The sequence below is a fragment of the Ruegeria sp. AWH4_226 genome (genome assembly GCF_056159225.1).
Genome location: NZ_JBSWUU010000001.1, coordinates 1,643,764 through 1,667,065 on the forward strand (window position 1 = coordinate 1,643,764; position 23,302 = coordinate 1,667,065).

Sequence of the window (23,302 nt, forward strand, 5' to 3'; positions counted from 1 at the left end):
ACCGCGGATTCGAACCGGCGCACCGACGATTTTGAATCCATCTCTGGCATTATTCCACAGGATTGGTTGGGACTTCGCGTTCCAATGCTCGAGTCTTTGGCCTGTCATATCTAGATCGGCGCTATGCATACTTGTTGGCATCAGGGCTACCAAGCGCTGCATTGCGGCAACGAGACCCGCGATTGCGTTCAAGTTGAGTGGGTCGGACATTGCCCCGCCCAAAGACGGGGTAAAAATCAACAACCTTAGTTCGAAAGCGAGACGATCTTGCAGTAGATGTCGTTATGCTTTGGCTTCCTTTGCCAATTTCTTGGCACTCTTTTCTGACAAATCCAGCTTTGTTCCGTCTGGTCCCACAGACATAGAAACCCCATAACCTAAGAGGACTCTCAGGGCTTCTGTCGGGCCGCCAGCAGGTTCCTCCGAATGTACTTTTTCAAACAGCCCTTTGGTCACACCTTGAACCCAAGCTTCGGGAACCTCCGCGCCACGTTCGTGTTGGACTTCCAAAATGGCTTCAATAACCCAGCCTGCACGCACAAGGTCTGCATTGAATTGTTCGACCTCTCGGTTTGCTTGTTGGATCGAATTATAGTAGCTCCGAAGCCAATTAGCGGCGTAAACTAGCGCGCCCAAGGCGACCAGTGAGGCAAGACTTGATCTGACAATCAGATACCAATTGGTGGCGAATGTGGATGAAGTGATGAGAGCACTCAACTCTGAATTTGGCTGATTGCTTTCAACATGAGAAAGGATGTTGTCAACTACCGTTGAGTTTACGCCTAGTTGGGAAATACTAGTGAAGGCTAACAGGCCAGCAACAGCAGCCAGTGCCCAGCTCACAATAAACACTTCCCAATTTGCTCGAACCGCCGCTGGAGCAACAACGGTTTTCCGAAGGTCGTTTGTCGCGCCACTCGAAAGACTGTGGAGCATGTTTCGCCGTTCCGAACGGTAGGACTCCAGCTTAAGTTTCTCTCTTTGGCCCTCTATTCTTTCAGCGAGCTCTCTAGCTTTTCTGTTCGCTTCTTTTCCTCTTCTTCAAATTCCTTTTGTGCTTCAACTCGCCGCCTTTCGACATCAATTATTGTCTGGTTAAGTGACGCTAACATCTGCTTGTGCACCGCACCAAAACCCACGATCTGCTGGCGCAAAGTTTCGCTATCATCGTTGGAGCTTCCACCAGTTAGCGGAATGTCCAATTCACCCAAAATTGAATTGACGGTTGCAACGGTTTCTTTGTCATCTTCCCACCGGCTAACATCACGTCCGTAATTTACTGTAAACTCGTCAAATTTGGCCGAAGGTCCTGAGCTTGGCGTGCGGTTAAAAGCGACTGAAATGCTCTTGTCTCCACCGAAATTCCCACCTACAGAAGCCTGTTGAAACGCGTACCTTCCAACCAATTCTGTGTGATCTTCTATTTCTTGAACCGGAATATTGAGCCTTTGAACCAACGCGACGTTACAATTTACCTGTTCGCTAGAGAACAAGTCTCTGATCTTGTTGAGAGTACTAACTAGTTTTTGGTCGTCAATTTTGTGGACCTGACGTGTGTAGCTTGGAGCCATTAATCATCTCTCTCAAATTCTCTGCTTGGTCGCTCCAGTAGTAGCTTCGGCAATCTGTGACTGCTAGAGCCATGTTCTGCATATCTGGAATTGATCAGTAAAAATTTGAGCAACGAATCTGGGTTCCGGTGGGGCTATGCCATTTATGGTCGCCACCCTGACGGGCTGTGTCTCGCGAGGGGAGTAAGCAGAAGCACTGTGTCTATTGTTCTTAAACACAGTGACGAAGTCCGCGTTTCTAACAGAGGGGTTTGGAGCTATTTTAAAAAGGTTCTTGCAATCCACTTATGGATTGAATCATGTTGAGCGCCCGACGCGGGCGGGCAGTAAGTTTGCTGCGCCACGATCGGTCGCGAGATGTTTGAAGTAGGAAGGATGTACGGAAACTGATGTGAATTTTGGGGAAATAGGGCGTTACGTCACCTAAAAGGTAAGGTATCACCTTTAAGGTGAAAAGACGTAAAATGTACGTAACGCACTGTAAGGCTGTCTGTAAGTTGTTGATATTGTTTATTTAAGAGTCCGTGTGGGGGCACCACTTAAACACCAGTCAAACACCGGCAAAATAAAATGTTTCCTCAGATACTTGAGGTGCAATATTATTCTTCGGTTGGGTTTGATTATGGTTAGAACGTATCATGAACCTTGTAACGAAACGGTCATTACAAGGACATGGTATGCCGCAGAGTAAGTTCACGGAGTCGACGCTTAAGTCGCTGTCCACACCTGCGTCGATTGTACGAAGATCCGGAAAGTCCACTGCTTCCGAGGTCGCCTTAAGCGAACCCTCATTTCCAAGAAGGAGCAAGTAGTCGCTTATTGCGCAAAACCTTCTAATGAAGGATGTCAGACCAGAAACGTCGCAGCATTGTCGAACGGCTTTCTACTGTGGCCTTGTAATCGCCAAAAAAACGCAATGGTTCGCAACCTCTATGAAAGCCGCTTCGAACGGGGCGGTCACGAATACAACATAGCCAAACGTCTATCCGATCGGCGTGCAGCTACCGGCGATGGAGATTGGGCGCGGTAGCAGCACTGCCTCTTGTCATTGATGCACGTCGCAGACGATGACTTCATCGAGTCCAGAGTGTCAAGATGCTGCACTTTGCTCCAAGAGCTCCAAACTGCGGAGAATCTGACATTGGTCTTAGACTGTGCCGAACTCAAAAGGCATCGGTTTCGGAGGCCGCAATTTTTGGTCTTAGCGGAGGCGGTTTCATTTCACACCGTCAACACTGCACGGCTTGGGGCCACGACGATGATCCCTGATGCTAGCGCAAATTAGGCTGCACCACGTCTGCTGGTGAAGGATCGCACTCTCTTTTTTCAGTGCTCATCAGCAAGCAAGCGGCCTCGGCTCTCCACTAGCACAATGGATAAGGGAAACTGCAAGACAGACCTAAGTGCCACGCTGTTGTAGCACCTCACTTCACATTTAGATCGACAGGGGTTGAGTTTTAAACTATCTATCACTAGATAGTTAATTTACACTGACTCGGCGCTGCCTTCACAAGCGGCGCAGATCGAATATGTGCTCTAACACTGAAAAGAGGCGGAACGGAACGTGGAACTGAACGCAAACTTTGACGAGCGGGTCGTTGTGCAATCGAACGACTTAGAGTGGGTCGCGTCCCCAATACCCGGCGTTGATCGCCGTATGTTGGACCGCATTGGCGACGAAGTTGCGCGCGCTACAACCATAGTACGCTATGCTCCAGGCAGCCAATTCTCTGCCCACACCCACACGGGTGGAGAAGAGTTTATCGTGCTGGACGGCGTCTTTCAGGACGAGCACGGTGATTTTCCTACCGGAACCTATGTGCGCAATCCACCGACGTCTACACACACTCCGGGGTCGGAAAAAGGTTGCACGATTTTCGTGAAGCTCTGGCAATTTGACATGGATGATCGCACCCAGTTCCGCAAAAATATGGCCAATGAGCTGGCAGAGCCGACGAACGGTATTGCCACAGCCGTACTGCATGAAGATTCCCGCGAAACCGTTACCTACAGCCATCTTGATGCAAGGGCGAAACTGGAAATCGCAGATGCCGGCGGTATCGAATTGCTTGTGATCGATGGCAGTATTACCGAAGGCGGCGATACGCTTCAAAAAGGTGGCTGGCTGCGGCTACCGGACGGACAATCGCTTGTTGCGAAGGCAGGATCGAACGGTGCGAAGATCTGGGTCAAAACCGGTCATCTAACATATGCCAAGGCGCCGGAGGTTCTATGAACACTGAAAAACCATTGATTGTCGTCGCGGGCGCAGGCGCAGGTTTAGGTCAAGCCCTATTGGCCCGTTTTGAGGCAGGCGGCTACATGCCGGTCGGTCTTGGTCGGTCAAAGCCGAAACAGACCGTCGGTGATTTCAAAACCGTCGATCTTGCTGACGAGGGGGTGGCCCGTGCTGCTTTACAAGAGGTAATTGCAGAGCACGGCGCGCCCAAAGTCGTCATTCATAACGTGGCCGAACTTGTCATCAAGCCCTTTGAAGAGGGTCATCTGGATGACTATCAGCGCACGTGGCGGTCGATGGTGCAGTCTGCTGTGCTGTTGGCGCAAGTGACTCTCAAGCCCATGGTGCGAGCAGGCGGCGGTGCGTTTATCGTCTCTGGTGCCACCGCATCGCTGCGGGGTGGCGCACGGTTCTCTGCCTTTGCCAGTGCCAAATTTGCTCTGCGCGGGCTGACACAATCGTTGGCGCGGGAATTCCAACCCGCAGGCGTGCACGTGTGTCACACGATCCTAGATGGGATCATTGATTCAGAGCGCTCCAGAAAAACGCACAGTTTCGACCCGGCCAAGATGATGCGCCCTGAAGACATCGCGGATGTCTATTGGCAATTGGCCCATCAACCCAAATCAACTTGGAGCCATGAGCTGGACCTGCGTCCAGCATCAGAGAGTTTTTAACCATGAAAACCCTGATCATCGGAGGAGGCCTGTCAGGCCTGGCGCTAGCTGAACGTTTGGAAGCAGACGGGCAAGACTATGAGATAGTAGAAGCACGGGAACGCTTTGGCGGTCGGATCATGACCGAACGGCTGGAGCAGGGCGGGTACTTTGACATGGGACCTGCCTGGTTCTGGCCGGGGCAGCCACGCATTACCGCGCTCGTTTCACGTCTTGGCCTCAAGAAGTTTGATCAATATTCGACAGGTGAATTGACGTACGAAGACGAAAACGGCCGCGTGCAACGTGGCCGTGGTTTTGCGTCGATGGAAGGCTCATGGCGGTTGGATGGCGGTATAGGTGCGTTGACTCAGGCGCTTGCAGACAAAATCCCGGGTAAACGCAAAAAATTTAATGCGCGAGTGGTGTCCGTCGAGAAAACGCAGGCAGGTTGCCGTGCCATTCTGAACAACGGGGCGGTGATGGAGGCCGATCACATCGTTCTGGCTATGCCGCCCCGGCTGATGGCGGCGCTCACATTCGATCCGCCCCTGCCAAGTCAGGCCGTTCAGGCGATGAGCGACGTACCGACATGGATGGCCGGGCAAGCCAAGGCCATTGCCGTCTATGACAAACCGTTCTGGAGGCATGCGGGGCTGTCCGGGGATGCGATGAGCCGCCGGGGCCCGATAGTTGAGATCCATGATGCTTCGACCGCAGATGGCGGCGCACACGCGCTCTTTGGGTTTATCGGTGTTCCTGCACATGCCCGGTCCAACGAACAGACGTTGCGTCAGTCGATCCAGGCGCAACTGGTTCGTTTGTTCGGGGAGGAAGCCGCGACTCCCCGCGCGCTTTTGATCAAAGACTGGGCATTCGACCCTCTAACAGCCACGGATGCCGACACCGTGCCCGTCTATAGCCATCCCTCATATGGCCTTCCCTATGAGCTTCGGAACCTTTGGGATGGAGATCTTGTTCTCGCGGGAACAGAAGTGGCGCAAAGCTTTGGCGGCTTTGTCGAAGGGGCGCTGGAAGCAGCAGAGGCAGCTCGGAAAAAGCTGGGCTTGCATAAGTCCGCCGCTTAAGCAGGAAGAGAACACCAAAAAAGCGATCAGAATAAACCTGATCGCCTTTTGTGTTTGTCTAAATCTGACCCTAATGCCGACCAGCGGTCACTCCGCCGTCCACAGAAAGAATGTGCCCCGTGATCCAACTTGCCTGATCTGACGCAAGGAACATCAGCTCATCTGCGATGTCGGCCGGACGTCCGTTACGTCCTAGGGGATGGAACGTATTGAAGCCTGGGAGAGTTTCGGCGACCTGATCGGCCTCCATGAAAGTATTGCACACTGGCGTTTCCACAACGGCGGGCGCCACGGCGTTGACCCGGATGTTCTCGGACGCCAGCTCAAGCGCAAGGTTGCGGACAAGCGCGTGAACACCGCCATTGGCTGCAGAATACCCCGCAGAGGGCGTGGCACCCACAGCCTGCAATGCCCAAAAAGAGCCGGTTTGAAAACTCGCGCCGCCCCCACGTTTGATCATCTCTTTGGCTGCAGCCTGCGCCATGAAGAACTTGCTTTTCAGAATTGTGTCCGAGAACCAGTCATATTCATCGACCGTAAGGTCTAGAAAAGACCTTGGCGGGAACACGCCCGCGTTGTTAAACAGAACATCAACACCGCCAAAGGTTTCCCCCGTCTTGGCCACCGTCGCACAGCCGGCTTTGGGATCTGCGATGTCGCCCGCAACAAAGGCAACGCGTTAGCCTGGAGCGTCAATCACGGCCGTGGCGGATGCAAGCTTCTCCTGCTTTCACCCACCGATCACGGCCAATCCCCGCCGCAACAAAAACGACTAGCGACGTCTTTGCCAATACCCGAGTTGCCGCCCGTTACACTGGCTACCTTATCTTTGAAGATACCAAATTTCTAACTAGTGATAGATAGCTTACTACGCTAATCCACCTTGACCCACAAGCGAATTCTACCTAGTGATAGGTAGTAGTATTGGAATCGCAGGTTGCCATATGTCAGACCGCCGAAGCGCAATTTTGGACGCAGCCGAAAGGCGCATACGTGCGCATGGGTACAATGGATTTTCGTTCCGCGAGATCGCCGATGAGATCGGTATAAAATCTGCGAGCGTGCACTATCATTTTCCGACCAAGACTGACTTGGCTGCTGCTGTCGCCAAAAGGTATCGCGAGCGTTTTACCGACGCGCTTGAAAAAGCAGAGGCGCGCGGGACCGGAAAGATCGAAGCGTGGCGCGATCTCTTCCAAAACGCACTGAAGCGGGACGGGCTGATGTGCCTGTGTGGCATTTTGGCCGTAGAAGGGAATAGCCTTCCCGAAGACGTAGCGAAAGAGGCGTACGCCTTTCTGAAATTTGGCATTGACTCCTTGGATACGGCTGCTCCTGGCAGGGGCTTAACGATTTTGTCCCAATTGGAAGGCGCGATGCTCATTGCGCGCTCGGCGGGTGACGTCACTGTATTCGAAGACGCCACAAAACAACTTGCCGAATCTTAACTTTCTTGACGCGGACGGAGCGTACCTTGCTAAACGTAGAGAAATGAAGCGGCGATACAGAAGGTGACGCGCTGCCTCAAACTCTGAATAGCTTTCAGCTTGGTGTACTTAGCGATGCTATCGCGCTGAGTGTATTGCTGCCGTTCGTTGCAAGTGCCTCAACGACCAATTCGTCCCGCTTAAAATTTGTGCATCGCAACTTGCTCCAACCTCTGCGTTGCGGGACCAGCCGGACCTACAAAGAGGCCGGCTATGCACTATCGGTCTCCGGCGTGCTGCAAGGTTCTGGACGGCGTCATTGCCGCGACTCAAGCGCTGGCAAACCTACATCCAAGAACCATTGAATCGGGATCATTCAGCTGCCATTTGCGCGGTTGGCGTCGACATAGAAATCGCTCGCTCCTCGTCCGTCATGTCCTCAGCAATCCCGTCGAAAAGTGGAGTAGAAAGATACCGCTCGCCTGTATCCGGCAGCATCACGAGCATAACCGATCCGTCCGGGGCGCTTTCAGCCACCTGCATGGCGATCGCAAATGTGGACCCCCCAGATATCCCGGTGAAGATCCCCTCCTCTGCGGCGAGACGCCTGGACCATGCAATACCTTCCGCGCCGGCAACCGGGATCAGTTCGTCATAGTATGCATTGTCCAGAGTTTCCTGAAGCACGTACGGGATGAAATCGGGCGTCCAACCCTGGATAGGATGCGGTTCGAAGGCCGGATGACTTTCAGTGGGCTGATGTGCCTCGTTGCGGGTGTTCACGTAACCAGACCCCACGATCGCGGCGTTTGCGGGTTCTGTCAGGATGATCTTGGTGTCAGGACGATCCCGCTTCAGCACACGCGACACGCCCGAAACCGTGCCGCCCGTTCCATACCCGGTGACCCAGTAATCCAGTCGTTCTCCGTCGAAATCGCTCAGTATTTCCCTCGCCGTGGTGGCTTCGTGAATATCGGCGTTGGCACTTGTCTCGAATTGGCTGGCGAGGAACCATCCATTTGCTTCGGCCAATTCCTTTGCCTTGGAGTACATGCCAAAGCCCTTGAGTGCCCGAGGTGTCAGCACCACCTTAGCCCCAAGAAAACGCATCAACCGGCGGCGCTCGACCGAAAAGCTGTCTGCCATTGTGACCACGAGAGGGTAGCCCTTTGCTGCGCATACCATCGCGAGACCAATCCCGGTATTGCCTGAGGTCGCCTCAACAACCGTTTGTCCGGGCTTCAGCCGCCCTTCTCTTTCGGCGGCTTCGATGATGTTCAGCGCAAGGCGGTCCTTAACTGACCCAGCAGGGTTGAAGGCTTCAAACTTGACGTAAACCGTCACCTTGGCTGGCGCGATGTTGTTGATGCGTATGCACGGCGTGTCGCCGATCGTGTCCAAGACGCTGTCGTAAAGTCGACCGCGCCCGGAAGTGGTTCGAATTTCCATGTGCCCCTCCCATATCTCAATTTTTCCAATGTGACCAAGACTGCCATAAGCCCGGTGAAATTGATACACGTGCGCGCATGCGGAGAAAGCACAGCGCATCCCGAACCTCGAGCGAGGCGCGGTCAGGCGGTGTGTCGTCATCCGTCTTCTGGATCGTTCACAAAGTGCTTTTTGCAAAAAGTTGCCGCGCCACGTGGTTCAACGTCCGCTGCGTTCGTCATTGCGATCATTCAACACGACCCATCTGGCCGAGTTCCAAGCCGGCCGTTCGTGGCGCCATATCCAGACACCTGACGTGCAGACAAAGCTGACTGTCGAGCTTCATGCGGATTTCCCAAACACAAGATGTCTTTTCCACGCAACTCGTTTTTTGTTACGAAAGGACATGAACGGAGACCGCAGACTTTCGGCAGTACTCTCGGCCGATGTAGTAAACTACTCGGGCCAGATAAAGGCGGATGAGAACCGGACTCTCAGCGAACTCCGTGTCCTGCGCCGCGAGATATTTGATCCACTGGTCAGTGATCATCGCGGCAATATCATAAAGAAATTGGGTGATGGGTGGATAGTCGAGTTCAATTCGGTCTCTGACGCAGTGCGATGCGCACTGGATCTTCAAAGCCAAGTGTCCACTCAATCCTCGCTTAAACTGCGAGTTGGCGTTCATCTTGGAGATATCGTGTTCGACGAAGATGACATTTTCGGCGATGGCATCAACATCGCTGCTCGGTTGCAAGAAGCGTCCAACGAAGAAGCCGTGTTAATTTCCGATGTCGTCCATCGCAGTCTTGACGAACGCCTCGCCGAGCAGTTCCATCGCGCGGGCGAACGACAGTTCAAGAACGCCCCGTCGCCGGTCGACGTTTTTCAATGGTCGCCCCCCGGTTCCGCCCCACCGCGCGTGACGCCGGCTGGCCATGCAAAGTCTCTGCTGATCGGCGTCCTGCCCTTCGACAACCTTTCCTCTGACCCTGATCAGGAATTCTTTGCGGATGGTATTACCGAAGAAATCATTACCACCCTGTCAAAGCTACCAAACCTACTGGTCGTCGCGCGCAACTCGACTTTCGTTTACAAAGGGCGCTCAGTCGATGTGAAACAGGTTGGTCTGGAACAGGGTGTTGATCTTGTTCTTGAGGGAAGTGTACGCCAAAGCGGCAACCGTGTTCGCATCACCGCACAGCTAATTGATGCAAAATCCGGAATGCACATTTGGGCGGACCGCTATGATCGCCTCATGGAAGATGTCTTTGAGGTGCAGGATGAAATTGCCCTCAGAATAGCAACCGAGCTCCAGGTAGAGCTATTGACGGGCGAGATGGCTCGGTTCCGGGGTTCGGGGACCAAAAACCTGAATGCATGGGCGGCTCAACTTCAAGCCGTAGAAGCTTCGCGCAGGATAACAAAAGAAGCACAGGCTGACGCGCGCCGGTTTGCACAACAGGCCATTGCGCTCGATCCGGGATACTCTGCCCCTTATTGCACTTTGGGGTTCATATGTACCGTCGAAGCCCGGCATGGCTTTGCCGCGGACGGAAGCGCCGCGTTGGCCGAGGCACGTGACTGCGCGCGGCGGGCTTTGGAAATAGACAGCTACAACCCCGAGGCGCACGCAATCGCGGGTTTTGCGGATGCAATCGACGGCAGGCTGATACCGGCGATCGAGAAGTTCAACGAAGCCTTGGCGTTAAACCCAAACCATGCAGATGTAGCTGCACGGCTGTCTCTTACACTGGCGTTTAACGGTCAAGCGGACAAAGCCATAAAAGTTGCACAGCAAGCTATAACGCTGAACCCTCACTATCCGGGTTGGTACGCTGGTGTGTTGGGATTGGCCCTTCGGCTTGATGGCCGTTACGAGGAAGCCAAAGCTGCATTCACTGAATATGGTCAAAGGGTAGAAGGCTTCGGGCACCTCGACCTCGTGATCGTCCATGTAGAAATGGGCAATGTCGAGGCCGCGCGCGAAGAAGCACGATACGTGATGAAATACCGCCCGAGGTTTTGCATATCGGAATGGGCAAAGACTCAGCTTTTCTCTGATAGAGACCGATTGGAGAAAGACTGCGCGTCTTTGCGTTTAGCCGGCTTGCCTGAATAGGTGCACGCTTCACCAACGGCAAAGCGTTTTTTTGTGGAAAAGGCACTCTCTGTCACCAAGGCACGTCCGGACAAGAGGTGGTTCGCTTCATTTGAACCGTTTTGATCTGTGCCGTGCGTGAGTTTCTCTACTTCGGTCTGTCCATCGTTAGGCCGCTCTTACCCTCCCCGACTGATGTTTACTGATAATGATCGCGATTTGAACGCGAAGCCCCTAATATTCTTTGACATTGCTTCGCATAGACGCCGGAGGCTTTTTGTTTGGAGAGACACCTGGCTGCCATACTCGCGGCTGACATTGTTGGCTATAGCGCGCTTGTCAGTACTGACGAGGAAGCGACACTGAAAACGTTTCAGGTTCACTTTCGAGCGCTAGAGCCGCATGTGGCACTGAATGGTGGACGGCTTTTCAAAAAAACCGGTGACGGTTTTCTTGCAGAGTTTCCTTCGGTTGCGGATGCTGTGGCGTGTGCGGAAACGATGCAGCGCCAGATGGCTCAGCGGAACGCGACCCGCGGACAAAGCCCGGAGATGCAATTTCGCATGGGAATTCATGCAGGTGATGTTTTTGACGACGACGGTGACATTCTAGGTGATGGCGTCAATATCGCAGCCCGACTGGAAGGTCTGGCACCTCCCGGCGGGATCGTGGTTTCAGCGCGGGTTTACGAAGAGGTTGTCGGCAAAGTAGATGTCTCGTTCACCGAACTGGGGGCGCAATACCTCAAGAACATTGCACGCCCTGTGACGGCTTATGCAGTTCGGGCCTCCTTCGCCCCTGCACCGCCGATTGTTCACTCTCACCCTTAAAAACCCTCTGTTGCCGTGTTGGCGTTCGAAAATCCATCGTCTGACGCAGAACAGGAATACTTTGCGGAAGGTGTTACTGAAGACATTATTACCAGCTTGTCCAGAGTGCCCTGGATATTCGTGGTCGCGCGAAACTCTTCTTTTTCTTACAAGGGTCTTTTGGTTGACGTGCGCCGCATCGGTCGCGAACTTGGCGTTCGCTATGTACTGGAAGGTTCTGTACGTGGATCTGGAAACCGCCTGCGGGTTACAGGTCAGCTGATTGATGCAGAAACCGGGGCGCATGTCTGGGCGGATCGATACGATAGTAAGCTACAAGATATTTTTGACCTCCAGGACAAGATTACCGAGGCCGTCGTTGCCTCAATTGCGCCCGGGATCAGACAAGCAGAAATTGTTCGGTCTGCTCACAAACGTCCAGATACCTTGGGCGCATATGATCACTTTCTGCGAGCGCAGGCTTTGATCTACAGGTTCAATTTCAACGAAGCGGACGACCAACTGGCAAAAGCTCTCTCGCTCTCAAGTGAATACCCGTTGGCCAGCGCACTTCGAGGTTGGATCCGAACTCTGCTTTGGAACCCGGACACGCGCCCAAGCAAGGAACGATTTGACTACGCGGTGCAGCTGGCACACGAGACACTCAATGCATCGCATATTGACTTGGAAGCCCAAGCCTATGCCGGTTATGTCCTCGCTTTTCTCTCGGAAGACACGGAATACGGCTTGTCACTGGTGGATCGCGTGGTCGAAACAAGCCCGAACTGTGTTTCAGCCTGGGGCTCCAGTTGTTTGCTGCACGGGTTGATGGGTGATGCGTATACGGCACAAGCTCATGCCAAGGAGGCTCTCCGGCTCAACCCCAACGATCCGCTGAACTACAGGGTGTATATGGGAGTCAGCCTATCGCAAATTGCAGAAGAGAACTGGCACGATCTCAGAGAAACCGCCCGGAAAATGCGCGCGTTTCACAATACAGTAACTGTTTTTCGCTTGAATGAACTTGTCGCTGAGATGGCTCTCGGTAATACGGCGCGAGCCAAGGAACTCGCATGTATTCACATGTCGCGCGAACCCGATTTTAGCGTTTCACTATTCAGGAATATGCGTGCCCGCATCTCAATAGCAAAGCCGGAAATCTACAACACTTACTACACGATGTTGGCGGCTGCAGGTATTCCCGATTAGCACCAACATTTTGAGTTGAGCGACCCAGATCGCGTTGGAAGGTCTGTCACCTAAGAATAGCACAGCCGGTAACATGGTAAGGTGGTAGAGGGAGCCCCAGCGGAAAGTGTGGTAATCATGGAAAGCGACCCATTTGGAGCCGAGCAGAGGTTACCGTGACTACCGATTTGAAAAGTTTGAATGACGAAGTTGCAGCCCTGCGTGAACGAGAAGCGGCAACGCGCGAAATTCTGCGCGTGATCAGCGCGTCTCGGACTGATCCTGCACCTGTTTTTGAAACAATCTTGACCAACGCAGCGCGCCTTTCAAACGCACCTTCGGCCAATCTGGTCGTCCTAAATGAGATGCGCAGTCATTGGACACTGGAAGCGCATTATGGTGAAGGATTGCGCCATCTAAACGTAGGACAGACAACCCGTTTATCGGACAGTAACTTGGTCCCGGCCCAGTCGATGCATACAGCCTCGATCGTCCAAGTTGAAGATTTGATGGACACAGACTTGTACCGCAAAGGGGATCCCGGTCGGGTCGCGATGGTTGAAATGGAAGGCATGCGGACCATCGTAGGTGTTCCCCTTCTGCTTGAAGGCGAAGCAATAGGTTGCATCACGTTGTTCCGACGTGAGGTAAAGGCCTTTAGCAACGATGAGATTAAGCTGGTGGAAACCTTCGCCGCGCAGGCCGTCATTGCGATCGAGAACGTACGGCAGTTCCGCGAGGTTCAGATGCGGCTTGAACGCGAAGCGGCCACTGCGGAGGTTTTGAGCGTCATCAGTCGAAGCCGGTCGGACGCACAGCCGGTGTTCAGTGCGATCCTGGAGAATGCTGCACGTCTTTGCTCTGCGCCGCATGCGCTTTTGCTTCTGCGGGACAACGACGACGAACACCTCGTGGTAGAAGCAAGCAATGAGGCGAAATCTGCTTTTATTGATCAGCTTCGGGAGACGCCGCATCGGCTTGACAATGATGCAAGCTATGCTGTGCGCGCGGTAAAGGAACAACGTGTCCTACACATTCCGGACCTTCGCGAAGCCAAACCCGCGTCCGAGCACGTCCCGCAGATCAAACTCGCCTTGGATCTCGAAGGGATGCGAACGGTCTTGCAAGTTCCATTAAAACAAGGAGAAACAGCGATAGGCGTAATTGCCTTGTATAAGCTGGAAGTCGCGCCCTTTACCGATGATCAGATCAAGCTCGTTGAAACCTTCGCTGCTCAAGCAGTGATCGCAATCGAAAACACCAAGCAATTGCGAAACCTTGAGGCACTAAACGCAGAACTTGGCGAGCGGGTCGATCAACAAGTCGGAGAGATCGAGCGCATGGGTCGATTGAAACGGTTTCTTCCGTCTGCAGTCGCCGATGCAGTCGTTACATCGGGTGACGACAGTTTGCTGGCCTCGCATCGCGCGCTTGTCGCGACCTTGTTCTGCGATTTGCGCGGATTCACGGCCTTTTGTGAAAGCGCTGAACCAGAAGAAACCATCGAAGTGTTGCAGACCTACCATCAGGAGATGTCCATATTGATCGACGAGTATGGCGGTGGTGTGGATCAGCGGGCCGGTGACGGGATAATGGTTATCTTCAACGATCCAATCACAGTTGACGATCCAGCGGGCGACGCTGTGCGTTTGGCGGTGGCAATGCGCAACAAGATGCGCGAACTCTGCTTCAACTGGAAAAAAATGGGCCATCGGCTCGGCTTTGGAATCGGCATCTCCTACGGCTACGCCACTGTCGGGATCGTAGGCTCCGAAGGTCGCTTCGACTACACCGCTTCAGGAACGTCGATCAACACAGCCGCGCGGCTATGCGACATGGCCGAAAACGATGAGATTCTCATTTCTCCCCGAACCTGGGCCGCAGTTGAAGGCGAGCTGGAAGCTGAAAGCCGGGGAGAGGTAAAGATCAAGGGCATAAGGGAGCCTGTCGAGGTCTTCGCTGTGGTTCAGGGATAGATTTGAACGAATAAATCTAGAGACCCCAGCAATCTCAGTGTCTGCCGTGGCTTACGAACCTATAGCGTGGTCAGTTGCTGGCAGCGTCGACGCTGAGATGGTGGACGACTGCTGCTAACTGTCAGGTTACTGAGAATGCGATCTGCCCAACGGCTCATGCGTTCCCCTTCCGGTATGGGCACCACGCATAGCCATCTGACAATAGAGAATGTAACAAAGCGCGGGTCACCTTAAAGTCACCCAACGAGGCGCCTCACCACGAGGGAGCAGATTTGACTGTTCAAGTTGCAGGTTGTAACCCGGCAAGCGAGGGTAAAAAGCAAGGACAAGACCCGAAGATGCAGGTTGCTATCCACGCAGGCGCGGCTTTTACCGACGAAGGGCGCGTGTTGAACTCGCTAAAGAAAAACTCTGCCACCCTATCTGCTACGGGGGTCAGGTTCTTTGGATGGCGGCGATATAGTCGTATCTTCAAACCCGCCTTTGACACGATAGAAGACGAGGCTGTGCATCTTACCTCCTATCAAAACCTCAAAGCCATCCTTCCAACCGGAACTGATACGCGACGCACGATCTTTTGCAGTGGCAGCTTTGCGGGCGATCAGGCAGAAGCACTGAAAGACGGGCAACTCTATCCGCAAGCTGGTCAAAGAATGGCGCTTCTGGAACAGGTCTATAGCGACCATCAGGTTGAGCTGCTGATGGGTCTCAGAAATCCAGGAAGCTTGATCCCAAAACTGCTGATGTCGCTTCCGGAAGAGGGGCGTGATGACATCCTTCGCAACACAGACCTGAGCTGTCTTAGCTGGATTGGTATGGTCGAAGATATCCGAGACCTTGCGCCAAGCGTACAGATCACCTTGTGGAGCAATGAAGACACGCCCTTTATCTGGGGCGATATCATGCGTGCACTATGTGATTTGGACGAAGACGTCGCTTTGGCTGATGAGTATGAGCTTTTGTCGAGCTTGCTGGATGAAAACGGCCGCGAGAAAGTCCTGGAATTGACCGGTCAGGATGTGCAAATCGAAAGGTCAGAGCTAAACGACGTACTTGCACAGATCTTCGAAGATCATGCAGAACCCGAGAAGGTTGAGGAAGAACTCAACATGCCCGGCTGGAGCACCGAGATCATAGACGCGTTTTCAGAGCTCTACGAACAAGATCTCGAAAGGTTGAGCGCGACGCCCGGTGTCCGTGTCTTGAAGCCCTGACAATCCCGGCAGCCGCCCGTTTGGCCGAATGTGTCAGGCGGACTGACCTCGACTTGAACACCAACCGATCCTTGCGCTTGCGGACGCGGCCACAAAGGGCTGTACTATTCCGAAACCGGAACACTGGAAAGAAAGAGGCCCTCTGTTTGCGCTCAAGCCCAAACCTTCCACCGCTCTTGTCCCTTCGCGCTTTTTCAGCGGTGGCGCGGCTGCTGAGTTTCCGCAAGGCAGCAGAGGAGCTGCTGATTTCCCAAAGCACGATCAGCCATCACATCCGACAGCTTGAAAACATGCTCGGTACACCGCTGTTCGTGCGTCATGCGCGCAGCGTGTCTTTGACGCCCGAAGGGGAGCGCTATCTCATTCAAATCGACGCTGCCTTCCGGACCATCACAGATGCAACAGCAGAGCTTCGGGCCGGGGCCGGACTGCAAACGCTGCGCGTGACGGCGCTCCCGTCCTTTTGCTCATTGTGGCTCGTGTCGCGTCTTTCTTCTTTTTCAAAAGCGCATCCAGAGATCGAAATCGAACTTGATCCATCGCTTGAAAATGTCAGCTTTGCGCGGGACGAGGCCGATCTGGGCATAAGATACGGAACCGGCCCATGGACCGGAGTTGATGCCACGCTTCTGCGTGTCGAAAAGATTGCACCCGTTGCGCATGCTGCAAGAACCACTTCGCTTGACAATATGTCAGACGAGCAGATTCTACTCAGCCTCAAAAAACACGAATGGCAAGTATGGGCGAAATCGCAAGGCGTGAAACTGACCGGTGCGAAACGCATGCCGCTGACTGATTACAACCTAGTCGTCCAAGCCGCGATTGACGGATCTGGTGTGGCAATCGGCCGTCAGTTGCTTGTTGATCCGCTCGTGCGCGCCGGTCGGCTAAAGTGGCTTGCAGACCCCAAGGTTGTGGACCAACGCCTTGGCTATTGGCTGGTCAGCGCCAAGGGACGCGCCTTTACTCCAGCAATGTCAGTTTTTGCCGATTGGTTGACCGAGGCTTTTGCCGAGATCAAAAGCTGAAGCGTCAGCACTCAGCCATCTAAAAAATAGATCTCTCGTGCGCGTTTTTCGAATTGGTAAGGCGTCGAGCACCACATTACGTCCCCTATGTAGCGGAAAGGAGAACGCCCAACAGGCGTCTCGTGAAACTGCGCGCCCGTTGGAAAGGTTACACCGTTTTGCCTGCCGGGAGGCGGGCTTCCTCAACTCAGAACTCAAATTCTGTTTGCACATTGGAAGGATGCCGGGATGAGCCCGTTCGAGCCACTCGCCCACAAGAGTAACTTCACACGCCGCAAAATGCTGCAGTTGACCGTCGTCGCAGGCGCGCTCGGCGCGGGCCTGCGGCCATCTCAAAGTTTTGGAGACTCCAATATGACCAAAATAACCCCCGCCGTACCGTCTGACGCCACTTTTGACGGCACCTGGCCTTTTGCTGCAAACTACACGGACGCACCCGGCTATCCCGCCCACTATATTGACGTGGGAGAAGGGCCCGAGACTTTGCTGTTACTGCATGGCGAACCCACGTGGAGCTATCTGTTCCGGCATCAAATCGCTGAATGGTCGCGCCATCATCGGGTTATTGCTGTCGACCATATGGGTTTTGGCAAAAGCGCCACGCCAAAGGACCGAACCTATTGGTTGCAGGATCATGTCGACAATCTGGAGGCGGTCGCCCTTGCCCTCGACCTCCGAGACGTGACGCTTGTGATGCATGACTTTGGCGGTCCGACCGGCATGGGGTTTGCAGTTCGCCACCCCGACAGGGTCAAACAGATTGTCTCGGTCAACGGACCAACACCACTGGGCCAGCCTGACCTGATTGATCGGCTGGTCGCGAATGCGGGTGATGCGCCGTGGTTTCAATGGATTCTCAAGGCACATGACAACGGCACGCTTGAGCCGCTGTTAGGCCAGCTGGATTATACCATCCTCTCAACTTTGAAACTGAACGGCTTTGAAGACCCCTCGATCGTGACGGACGCCTGGCTGGACGCCTACCGCGCACCTTTCCCAACACCGGCCGAGGCTGCCGGAGCTATCGGATGGGCCAAAGGGTTTGCGGCCGGGGCGCACAAGTTCGAAGAACCCGATGCGGCAACCCGGAAAGCGATCAGCGCAAAACCCGCGCTTGCGCTTTGGGGTGAAAAAGACCGGACACTTCATGCCAGGCATTTTCTTCCGCTATTCGAGGCCGCATTCCCGAACGGCAAAATACATCGCCTTCCCGAAGCAGGCCACTACAGCCCGGAGGACGCCCCGCAAGAGGTGACCAACCACGTGCTGTCCTTCCTTGGGTAAACCTGATCCGCGGCTGCTCAGCCAAGTCTGAGCGGCCGCATTAAAAAGCTTTCGATGGGCTGAGGGCTTTGGGGAAACATAAAATACTTCCAGCCCGGCAAGGCAAGCCATCTCGCATGGCTGTTTCTAGTTCATGCCAAGGGCTTCTTTATTATGTTGGCTCAGAAACCGAGTCGTAGCTTAGTTTACTATTCGCTTTGGCTTTGAATCGGTTCTCAGCCGCTCCATAGCCACCAAGCCACGAAGATCCGTTGCGGAAGTGAATAAAACTGAAGTTCGTCTTCAAAAAGTTCAAGTCGCTGTATGAGTCTGCGATAGATCTCACCCAGATTCCCAACCGTGAACCGAAGACATTTCAGAGCAGAAGTCCTGAGCTCAGTAAGGTGCCCAGCATGTCAGCTGTGCGGCGTAAGGTCATCAAAACTTAGCCACAAGGCTTTGAAAAATGACGTCACTTTCGTTTTCTTGAGCCGATCCCAACAACATTTCCGCTGTCACGTATGTTGCGAATATCTGCTTCCAGGTTTTCTATTTTGGTTTGAAGCTTTTCTTTCTCGATAAGCCAAGATTGTGCCTCAGATGACATCACTCTTATTGCTTCTTGAAGAAATGAAATCGAGTCCCGCCTGGCTTTCTTAGATTTCCGTTTGGCGGCAGTGTCAGATCTCTTGTGTTTCTTTAACCAGGCTTTGACGTGCTCGCGAAGGTCTAGATGGCGCTCGTTCCTCAAGTAGTTAACACCAAGACCAGATCTTCGCAGAACCTCTGCCATTGAAAGGCCAAGAGGCCGATCAGGGTCCTTGGGATCACAATAATAACCTCGCGCAGAAATGCTGCGTTGATGTTGAGTTGAGCTGCGCGCCATTTGGGCAGCACATCGACAAGACGTCCGGCCTCTAGGTCTTTCTCTACAAACCAACGAGGCATGAAAGCGGATGAAGAGTTTTGGCCAGCATTGCTGGAGGTTGTGCAAGAGCAAGTGGTGGAAGTCGTGCCAAAGCCCGACGAGGTTCCGGAGTGGACAGACGAGTGGATCGCTGAGAACAAAAGAGGCGAAGTTTATTCAGTAAAAGAAGTCTTCGGGCGCCCGTTGCAGGATGTTCCTCTGGATGACTTGATCGCAGAGCTTCAAGCTCGTCGCAAAGAGGGTCCGGAAGTCTGGCTAGCATTGCGCAAGATGATTTTCGAGCAAATCGCCGATTTTGCACAGCGTCCGGCCGACGCGCCCAAATGGCGGGATGAATGGATCAAAGAGAACACCTGGGATCTAGTGACTGACGACGATGATGTCGAGATCACTGATGGTAGCGGCAACGTGTTCGACGACCTCGGGATCGAAGACCCGAGGAAGAAGACTTAGTGATGGGGCCCGAGCATTTCAGCTTGATCTTATCCGCGGTGATCATTGTCGCGTTGGCGATCTACGTCAGACAAATCGTCTACACCGCTGGAAAAGATCGCGAAGTCGATCCAGAGCAAGTACAAAGGATCATGCGAGATCTGGACTACAGCCACCTGGACCGAGTGATGAACCGGCGAAGGAAGGGGTAGCCGGATGTTGAAGGTGGTTGTCTATGTTGGTGATCAAGAGGTTGCTCGAGCCATTGCTGAGAACGATTCAGAACTCGCGGACGTGTCCGATTACAATATCCGAATGAACGAACGGGCCGCTAAACAGCTGGGCATTAAAGAAAAAGGCCTTGGCGGCCGGATTAAAGGCCACCCTCGAAATCTGACGGTTTGGGCGCTCGTCCGCAAGATTGCGGACCTTTGGCTTGCAGGGACTGGTGTAGGTGAAGAAAGAGTTGAGGCAGAGCTGCTGCCGATGATCCGCAAGTCAATCCGCGAACTAGATGAGAGGGTCGAAAAGGAAACGAACCAGAGCGAAGATTGGAATGCTGTGATCAAGCAGATTTCTGATGATGAGCCTTATTCCCTGGGCTTCTACGCTGACAAATTTGAGTCGTGGACAGCGGACGAGATAGAAGCTCTTCGATGTGATGTAGTTGAGACAGCGACAGAGGAAGAACTAATGGCCGAGGTCGAACGCCGGCGAAAAGCTGGGCTACTGCCCAAGGAGGCCTCGAATGATGGCTTCTCAGATCTGGTTGATGATCTCTGGGGCAAACTCGATACAGACCCAGACCGCTAGTACAGCCTACCTGCCGCCATTACCGAATATTTAACATAAGCTGTCCCATTGGCGCTGAAGTCAGACAGTTTTACTATCCGCAATCGCCCTCGCAGCACTCGTTTTGCTCTGGCTATGAGTTTTGTTTTAAGATGTTACTCAGCCTCTTCTTCAATTTCAGAAACCAATTTGGTCAAAGTAAGACCCAGTGCACCACTGAGAAGTTGCAGCGTTCCGAGTGTTGGTTGATGCCGGCCGGATTCCAGAAGTGAGATGTATTGCATGCTTCGGTTCGCATGGGTGGCAAGCTCTTGTTGCGAAAACTCCTTGGCGAGCCTGTGACGACGCAAAACTCTGGAAAATGCTGCTAGTAATTGGTCTTCTGGTGCGTTCGCCATGTTTTGACAAATCGCCCACGCAACGCTAGTCGTCTATACAGTATACTTTGAATCTCAGAGTAAATTCCAACAGCACAAAGGTTTGGCAACAAGCGGGGGCCGTTACATGGCAGAAAGAGTTCGTCTGACAGAAGCCCAGATGATTGAAATACTGAACAGACTGGAAATGCGCTTCTTGGAGCGAATGGCTCTCGACAAAGACCACAAGACTTTTGTCAAACCGCACCTTGCTTCGGGTGAAAAGCCAGCTCGAAACGGTGGTAGGCCACGGTCTCAATATGTTGGGCAACTGCATCTATCGATTTTGGAAGAAGATGAAGCCTGGTTCAAAATGACTGCACAAGCCAACAACCTTCAGTACGGAAAGTTCTTCACGTACTTACGACAAATCTTCGAGCAACACGGTTAGGTTCGTAATGGAAGAACGCAAAAAGCCAAACTAGCTTTTTTGCTTAGAACAGGCGCGGGCGTCTAAAGGGGTATTCAATCCAAACACCCGTTAGTGATTCGCAAGGATAACCGCACTGCAATCTGGGGCTGCGATGTTTGATGTCTCCGCCCCAGATAGCAGTGCTATGTCGCTCTTCTTGGCATTCGCCAGCCCTTATCACCACTCCAAGGGCAAGTGACCTGAGTCTCAGAGCTGGTTCATAGACTCGGTTTTAGGTCATACCAAGAATTTCTTTGTACATCTCGATAACGGCTTCTTGCTCTGCAATATCGTCTTTGTCTCGTTTTCTCAGAGAAATAATGCTGCGCAGGGCCTTCACGTCGTAACCCCGAGATTTACTTTCGGAGTACACTTCCTTTATTTGATCAGCGATATCTTTTTTCTCTAATTCCAAACGCTCGATACGCTCAACAAATTGGCGAAGCTCACCGGAGGTGACTTTGTAGTTTGCTTCCGCGTCTTCGGTCATGCTCATCTTGCTGTTCCTGATTCTGGCCTGTTGTGGTGAAGGAATACCTGCTGCACGTCATGTATTCCGCTTGGTTTATGTTCCTAAGAACAAAAGTCCCACTGGGTTTCAGTAGGGCTTTTGGCATCCCCTGGTTTCAATACTGCAACAGCGGGTATCATGCCGGATACAATGCCACTGCCTAGGCCGCAAGCATCCAATCCTACCGCACTTGTGAATAAGTGGGCGATCCGCTAAGCGCAGACGGAAATGATACGCAAATGTGGGGAACCATGTTCGAAGTCATCACCTGGGGCGGTGCCGCCCTGTCACTCGCCGGGCTGCTGGGCCTCGTTTGGTGTATCCTGCGTGTGATGAAAGCGCGCAGATCCGGTTTGTCAGACGACGAACTGCGCGCAGTTGTTCAAGGTGTTCTGCCGTGGAACTTGGCGGCTCTTTTTCTTTCCGTGATCGGCCTGATGGTGGTGATCGTTGGAATATCCTTTGGCTAACAAGCTGTAATCAGACCGGCAAGTTGTCGAAGCGCGCTTCCATTGCGTCTTCGCACAGCGCAGCATCAAGACGGCGCAGGCGCGATGGCACATGCACCCCTTGCTGGCGCATTCTTTCGATCACCTTGGTGACACTCGGTTGCAATGCGATGCGCGTGTCGAGGCTTGCTCCGTTCAGCTTTTTCTCAAGCTGTTCGGCTTCGGAATACAAATTTACTGCTGACATAATATCCTCCCATTAGTGTTATCATATCCGGAAAGAAGTAACTGTTTTACGACTTGGTTACCCTACGTCATTTGCACGCGGAATCTCGCCGGTGACGCGTGCAAAAACTGGACCCAGATAAGAATTGTATAAAATTTACTCGAATTGTGACCGCCTTGCTTTGACTAGCATCAAACTGCGTAGTGTTGATCGCAACAGAATCTGCAACTAATACTTGATTAGATGGCCGCTGCTGAGGACCTCATGACACCGAAAGTGAAGCCTTTTTTTGATCCCGGCACGTTTACGGTTTCTTATATCGTGCAGGAACCCGAGGGGCTTGGATGCGCCATTATCGACAGCGTTCTGGATTTCGACCACGCCTCTGGCCGCACAAGCACACGATCCGCGGATCAGATTGTGGACTATGTTGGGGCGAATGATCTGCGGGTGGAATGGATACTCGAGAGCCATGTCCATGCAGACCACCTGTCTGCGGCCCCCTATCTACAGCAGGAACTGGGTGGAAAGATCGGGATCGGCGATCAGATCGTGACTATCCAGGAAACTTTTGGAAAAATCTTTAACGAAGGCACCGAGTTCCAGCGCGACGGCAGTCAATTCGACGCCTTGTTTCGCGTGGGTGACAGCTTTCACGTTGGTCAGATGCGCGGCGACGTTTTGCACACCCCTGGCCATACACCCGCCTGTCTGACCTATGTTATCGGCGATGCCGCTTTTGTCGGTGACACCTTGTTCATGCCCGATTTTGGTACCGCGCGTTGTGACTTCCCGGGCGGGTCATCCGCAACGCTGTTCAACTCGATCCAAAAAATCCTATCGCTACCGGATCAGACACGTATCTTTGTCGGCCACGACTACAAGGCACCGGGGCGCGATGACTACGCCTGGGAAACTACGGTAGGTGAACAAAAAGCGTTGAACGTTCATATCGGACAAGGTCGCTCAATCGAAGAATTCGTGGAAATGCGCGACGCACGCGACGCCACACTGCCAATGCCACGCCTGATTCTGCCGTCGTTGCAGGTCAATATGCGTGCAGGCCAAATGCCGCCAGCGGATGAAAAGGGCAACGTGTTCCTCAAGGTGCCTTTGAACAAACTCTGAAACGCTGGCTGCGATCTTAC

General features: G+C 53.2%; 23 protein-coding genes and 1 pseudogene. 16 read left to right on the forward strand and 8 right to left on the reverse strand.

The window, feature by feature from the left end; translation table 11 throughout:
• Positions 1–282 precede the first annotated feature (282 nt).
• Together ACXAET_RS07975 and ACXAET_RS07980 are read right to left on the reverse strand one after the other, a co-directional pair.
• Entirely contained in the window at positions 283–936 is a 654-nt protein-coding gene (locus ACXAET_RS07975; protein ID WP_475183589.1) for a hypothetical protein, read from the reverse strand.
• A 53-nt stretch (positions 937–989) separates the two neighbouring features.
• Positions 990–1,571, reverse strand: a complete 582-nt coding sequence (locus ACXAET_RS07980; RefSeq protein WP_475183590.1) for a hypothetical protein — start codon at positions 1,569–1,571, stop codon at positions 990–992.
• 1,564 nt (positions 1,572–3,135) lie between these two features.
• Between ACXAET_RS07980 and ACXAET_RS07985 the strand changes: the two genes are divergently transcribed.
• From ACXAET_RS07985 to ACXAET_RS07995, 3 genes are read left to right on the forward strand one after another with little or no spacing between them, the layout of a single operon-like run.
• Positions 3,136–3,807 (forward strand): cupin domain-containing protein, encoded by a 672-nt coding sequence (locus ACXAET_RS07985; protein ID WP_475183592.1) that lies wholly within the window; start codon positions 3,136–3,138, stop codon positions 3,805–3,807.
• The gene (locus ACXAET_RS07990) at positions 3,804–4,487 is read left to right on the forward strand and encodes an SDR family NAD(P)-dependent oxidoreductase (protein WP_475183593.1); all 684 of its coding nucleotides are present in this window, start codon (positions 3,804–3,806) and stop codon (positions 4,485–4,487) included. Before ACXAET_RS07985 ends, ACXAET_RS07990 begins: the two co-directional genes overlap by 4 nt.
• Before the next feature lie 2 nt (positions 4,488–4,489).
• Positions 4,490–5,554, forward strand: a complete 1,065-nt coding sequence (locus ACXAET_RS07995) for a flavin monoamine oxidase family protein (protein ID WP_475183594.1) — start codon at positions 4,490–4,492, stop codon at positions 5,552–5,554.
• 70 nt (positions 5,555–5,624) lie between these two features.
• Here the strand turns inward: ACXAET_RS07995 and ACXAET_RS08000 are convergent.
• A pseudogene (locus ACXAET_RS08000) lies at positions 5,625–6,218 on the reverse strand (SDR family NAD(P)-dependent oxidoreductase); the annotation flags it as partial.
• Between the two features lie 280 nt (positions 6,219–6,498).
• On the opposite strand from ACXAET_RS08000, the gene ACXAET_RS08005 reads away from it, so the two are divergent.
• Positions 6,499–7,002, forward strand: coding sequence for a TetR/AcrR family transcriptional regulator (locus tag ACXAET_RS08005; protein ID WP_475183596.1), 504 nt, complete (start codon positions 6,499–6,501; stop codon positions 7,000–7,002).
• A gap of 351 nt (positions 7,003–7,353) precedes the next feature.
• Here the strand turns inward: ACXAET_RS08005 and ACXAET_RS08010 are convergent, their stop codons facing one another.
• On the reverse strand, positions 7,354–8,430 hold the full coding sequence (locus tag ACXAET_RS08010) for a PLP-dependent cysteine synthase family protein (RefSeq protein ID WP_475183598.1): 1,077 nt from the start codon (positions 8,428–8,430) through the stop codon (positions 7,354–7,356).
• 385 nt (positions 8,431–8,815) lie between these two features.
• Here ACXAET_RS08010 and ACXAET_RS08015 point away from each other — a divergent pair, with 385 nt between their 5' ends.
• The 7 genes from ACXAET_RS08015 (at position 8,816) to ACXAET_RS08045 (ending at position 18,009) form a co-directional block, all read left to right on the forward strand.
• Entirely contained in the window at positions 8,816–10,531 is a 1,716-nt protein-coding gene (locus ACXAET_RS08015) for an adenylate/guanylate cyclase domain-containing protein (protein WP_475183600.1), read from the forward strand.
• A 260-nt stretch (positions 10,532–10,791) separates the two neighbouring features.
• Positions 10,792–11,340: an adenylate/guanylate cyclase domain-containing protein gene (locus ACXAET_RS08020; RefSeq protein WP_475183601.1), complete on the forward strand. Its 549-nt coding sequence runs from the start codon at positions 10,792–10,794 to the stop codon at positions 11,338–11,340.
• Positions 11,341–11,358: 18 nt separating this feature from the next.
• Positions 11,359–12,528, forward strand: a complete 1,170-nt coding sequence (locus ACXAET_RS08025; RefSeq protein ID WP_475183603.1) for a hypothetical protein — start codon at positions 11,359–11,361, stop codon at positions 12,526–12,528.
• 155 nt (positions 12,529–12,683) lie between these two features.
• Positions 12,684–14,483, forward strand: coding sequence for a GAF domain-containing protein (locus ACXAET_RS08030; protein WP_475183604.1), 1,800 nt, complete (start codon positions 12,684–12,686; stop codon positions 14,481–14,483).
• Positions 14,484–14,821: 338 nt separating this feature from the next.
• Positions 14,822–15,697: a hypothetical protein gene (locus tag ACXAET_RS08035; RefSeq protein WP_475183605.1), complete on the forward strand. Its 876-nt coding sequence runs from the start codon at positions 14,822–14,824 to the stop codon at positions 15,695–15,697.
• A 146-nt stretch (positions 15,698–15,843) separates the two neighbouring features.
• Positions 15,844–16,725: a LysR substrate-binding domain-containing protein gene (locus ACXAET_RS08040; protein ID WP_475183607.1), complete on the forward strand. Its 882-nt coding sequence runs from the start codon at positions 15,844–15,846 to the stop codon at positions 16,723–16,725.
• A gap of 354 nt (positions 16,726–17,079) precedes the next feature.
• Positions 17,080–18,009, forward strand: a complete 930-nt coding sequence (locus tag ACXAET_RS08045; RefSeq protein ID WP_475183608.1) for an alpha/beta fold hydrolase — start codon at positions 17,080–17,082, stop codon at positions 18,007–18,009.
• Positions 18,010–18,460: 451 nt separating this feature from the next.
• Here ACXAET_RS08045 and ACXAET_RS08050 read toward each other — a convergent pair whose 3' ends face one another.
• Positions 18,461–18,874 carry a hypothetical protein gene (locus tag ACXAET_RS08050; protein WP_475183609.1) on the reverse strand — a complete coding sequence of 138 codons (414 nt, stop codon included), beginning with the start codon at positions 18,872–18,874 and terminating at the stop codon, positions 18,461–18,463.
• Positions 18,875–18,934: 60 nt separating this feature from the next.
• On the opposite strand from ACXAET_RS08050, the gene ACXAET_RS08055 reads away from it, so the two are divergent.
• Entirely contained in the window at positions 18,935–19,369 is a 435-nt protein-coding gene (locus tag ACXAET_RS08055; RefSeq protein WP_475183611.1) for a hypothetical protein, read from the forward strand.
• 195 nt (positions 19,370–19,564) lie between these two features.
• Positions 19,565–20,161, forward strand: coding sequence for a hypothetical protein (locus tag ACXAET_RS08060; protein WP_475183613.1), 597 nt, complete (start codon positions 19,565–19,567; stop codon positions 20,159–20,161).
• Between the two features lie 134 nt (positions 20,162–20,295).
• Here the strand turns inward: ACXAET_RS08060 and ACXAET_RS08065 are convergent, their stop codons facing one another.
• A complete protein-coding gene (locus tag ACXAET_RS08065; protein WP_170704308.1) occupies positions 20,296–20,538 on the reverse strand; it encodes a helix-turn-helix domain-containing protein in 243 nt (80 codons plus the stop codon).
• Positions 20,539–20,644: 106 nt separating this feature from the next.
• On the opposite strand from ACXAET_RS08065, the gene ACXAET_RS08070 reads away from it, so the two are divergent.
• Entirely contained in the window at positions 20,645–20,947 is a 303-nt protein-coding gene (locus tag ACXAET_RS08070) for a hypothetical protein (protein WP_475183614.1), read from the forward strand.
• A gap of 253 nt (positions 20,948–21,200) precedes the next feature.
• On the opposite strand, the gene ACXAET_RS08075 is transcribed toward ACXAET_RS08070, so the two are convergent.
• The gene (locus ACXAET_RS08075) at positions 21,201–21,464 is read right to left on the reverse strand and encodes a DUF2312 domain-containing protein (RefSeq protein WP_475183616.1); all 264 of its coding nucleotides are present in this window, start codon (positions 21,462–21,464) and stop codon (positions 21,201–21,203) included.
• A 266-nt stretch (positions 21,465–21,730) separates the two neighbouring features.
• On the opposite strand from ACXAET_RS08075, the gene ACXAET_RS08080 reads away from it, so the two are divergent.
• A complete protein-coding gene (locus ACXAET_RS08080; protein WP_068337460.1) occupies positions 21,731–21,949 on the forward strand; it encodes a hypothetical protein in 219 nt (72 codons plus the stop codon).
• A 10-nt stretch (positions 21,950–21,959) separates the two neighbouring features.
• Here the strand turns inward: ACXAET_RS08080 and ACXAET_RS08085 are convergent, their stop codons facing one another.
• Positions 21,960–22,175: a hypothetical protein gene (locus ACXAET_RS08085; protein ID WP_224889499.1), complete on the reverse strand. Its 216-nt coding sequence runs from the start codon at positions 22,173–22,175 to the stop codon at positions 21,960–21,962.
• 243 nt (positions 22,176–22,418) lie between these two features.
• On the opposite strand from ACXAET_RS08085, the gene ACXAET_RS08090 reads away from it, so the two are divergent.
• Positions 22,419–23,282, forward strand: a complete 864-nt coding sequence (locus tag ACXAET_RS08090; protein ID WP_475183618.1) for an MBL fold metallo-hydrolase — start codon at positions 22,419–22,421, stop codon at positions 23,280–23,282.
• Positions 23,283–23,302 lie beyond the last annotated feature (20 nt).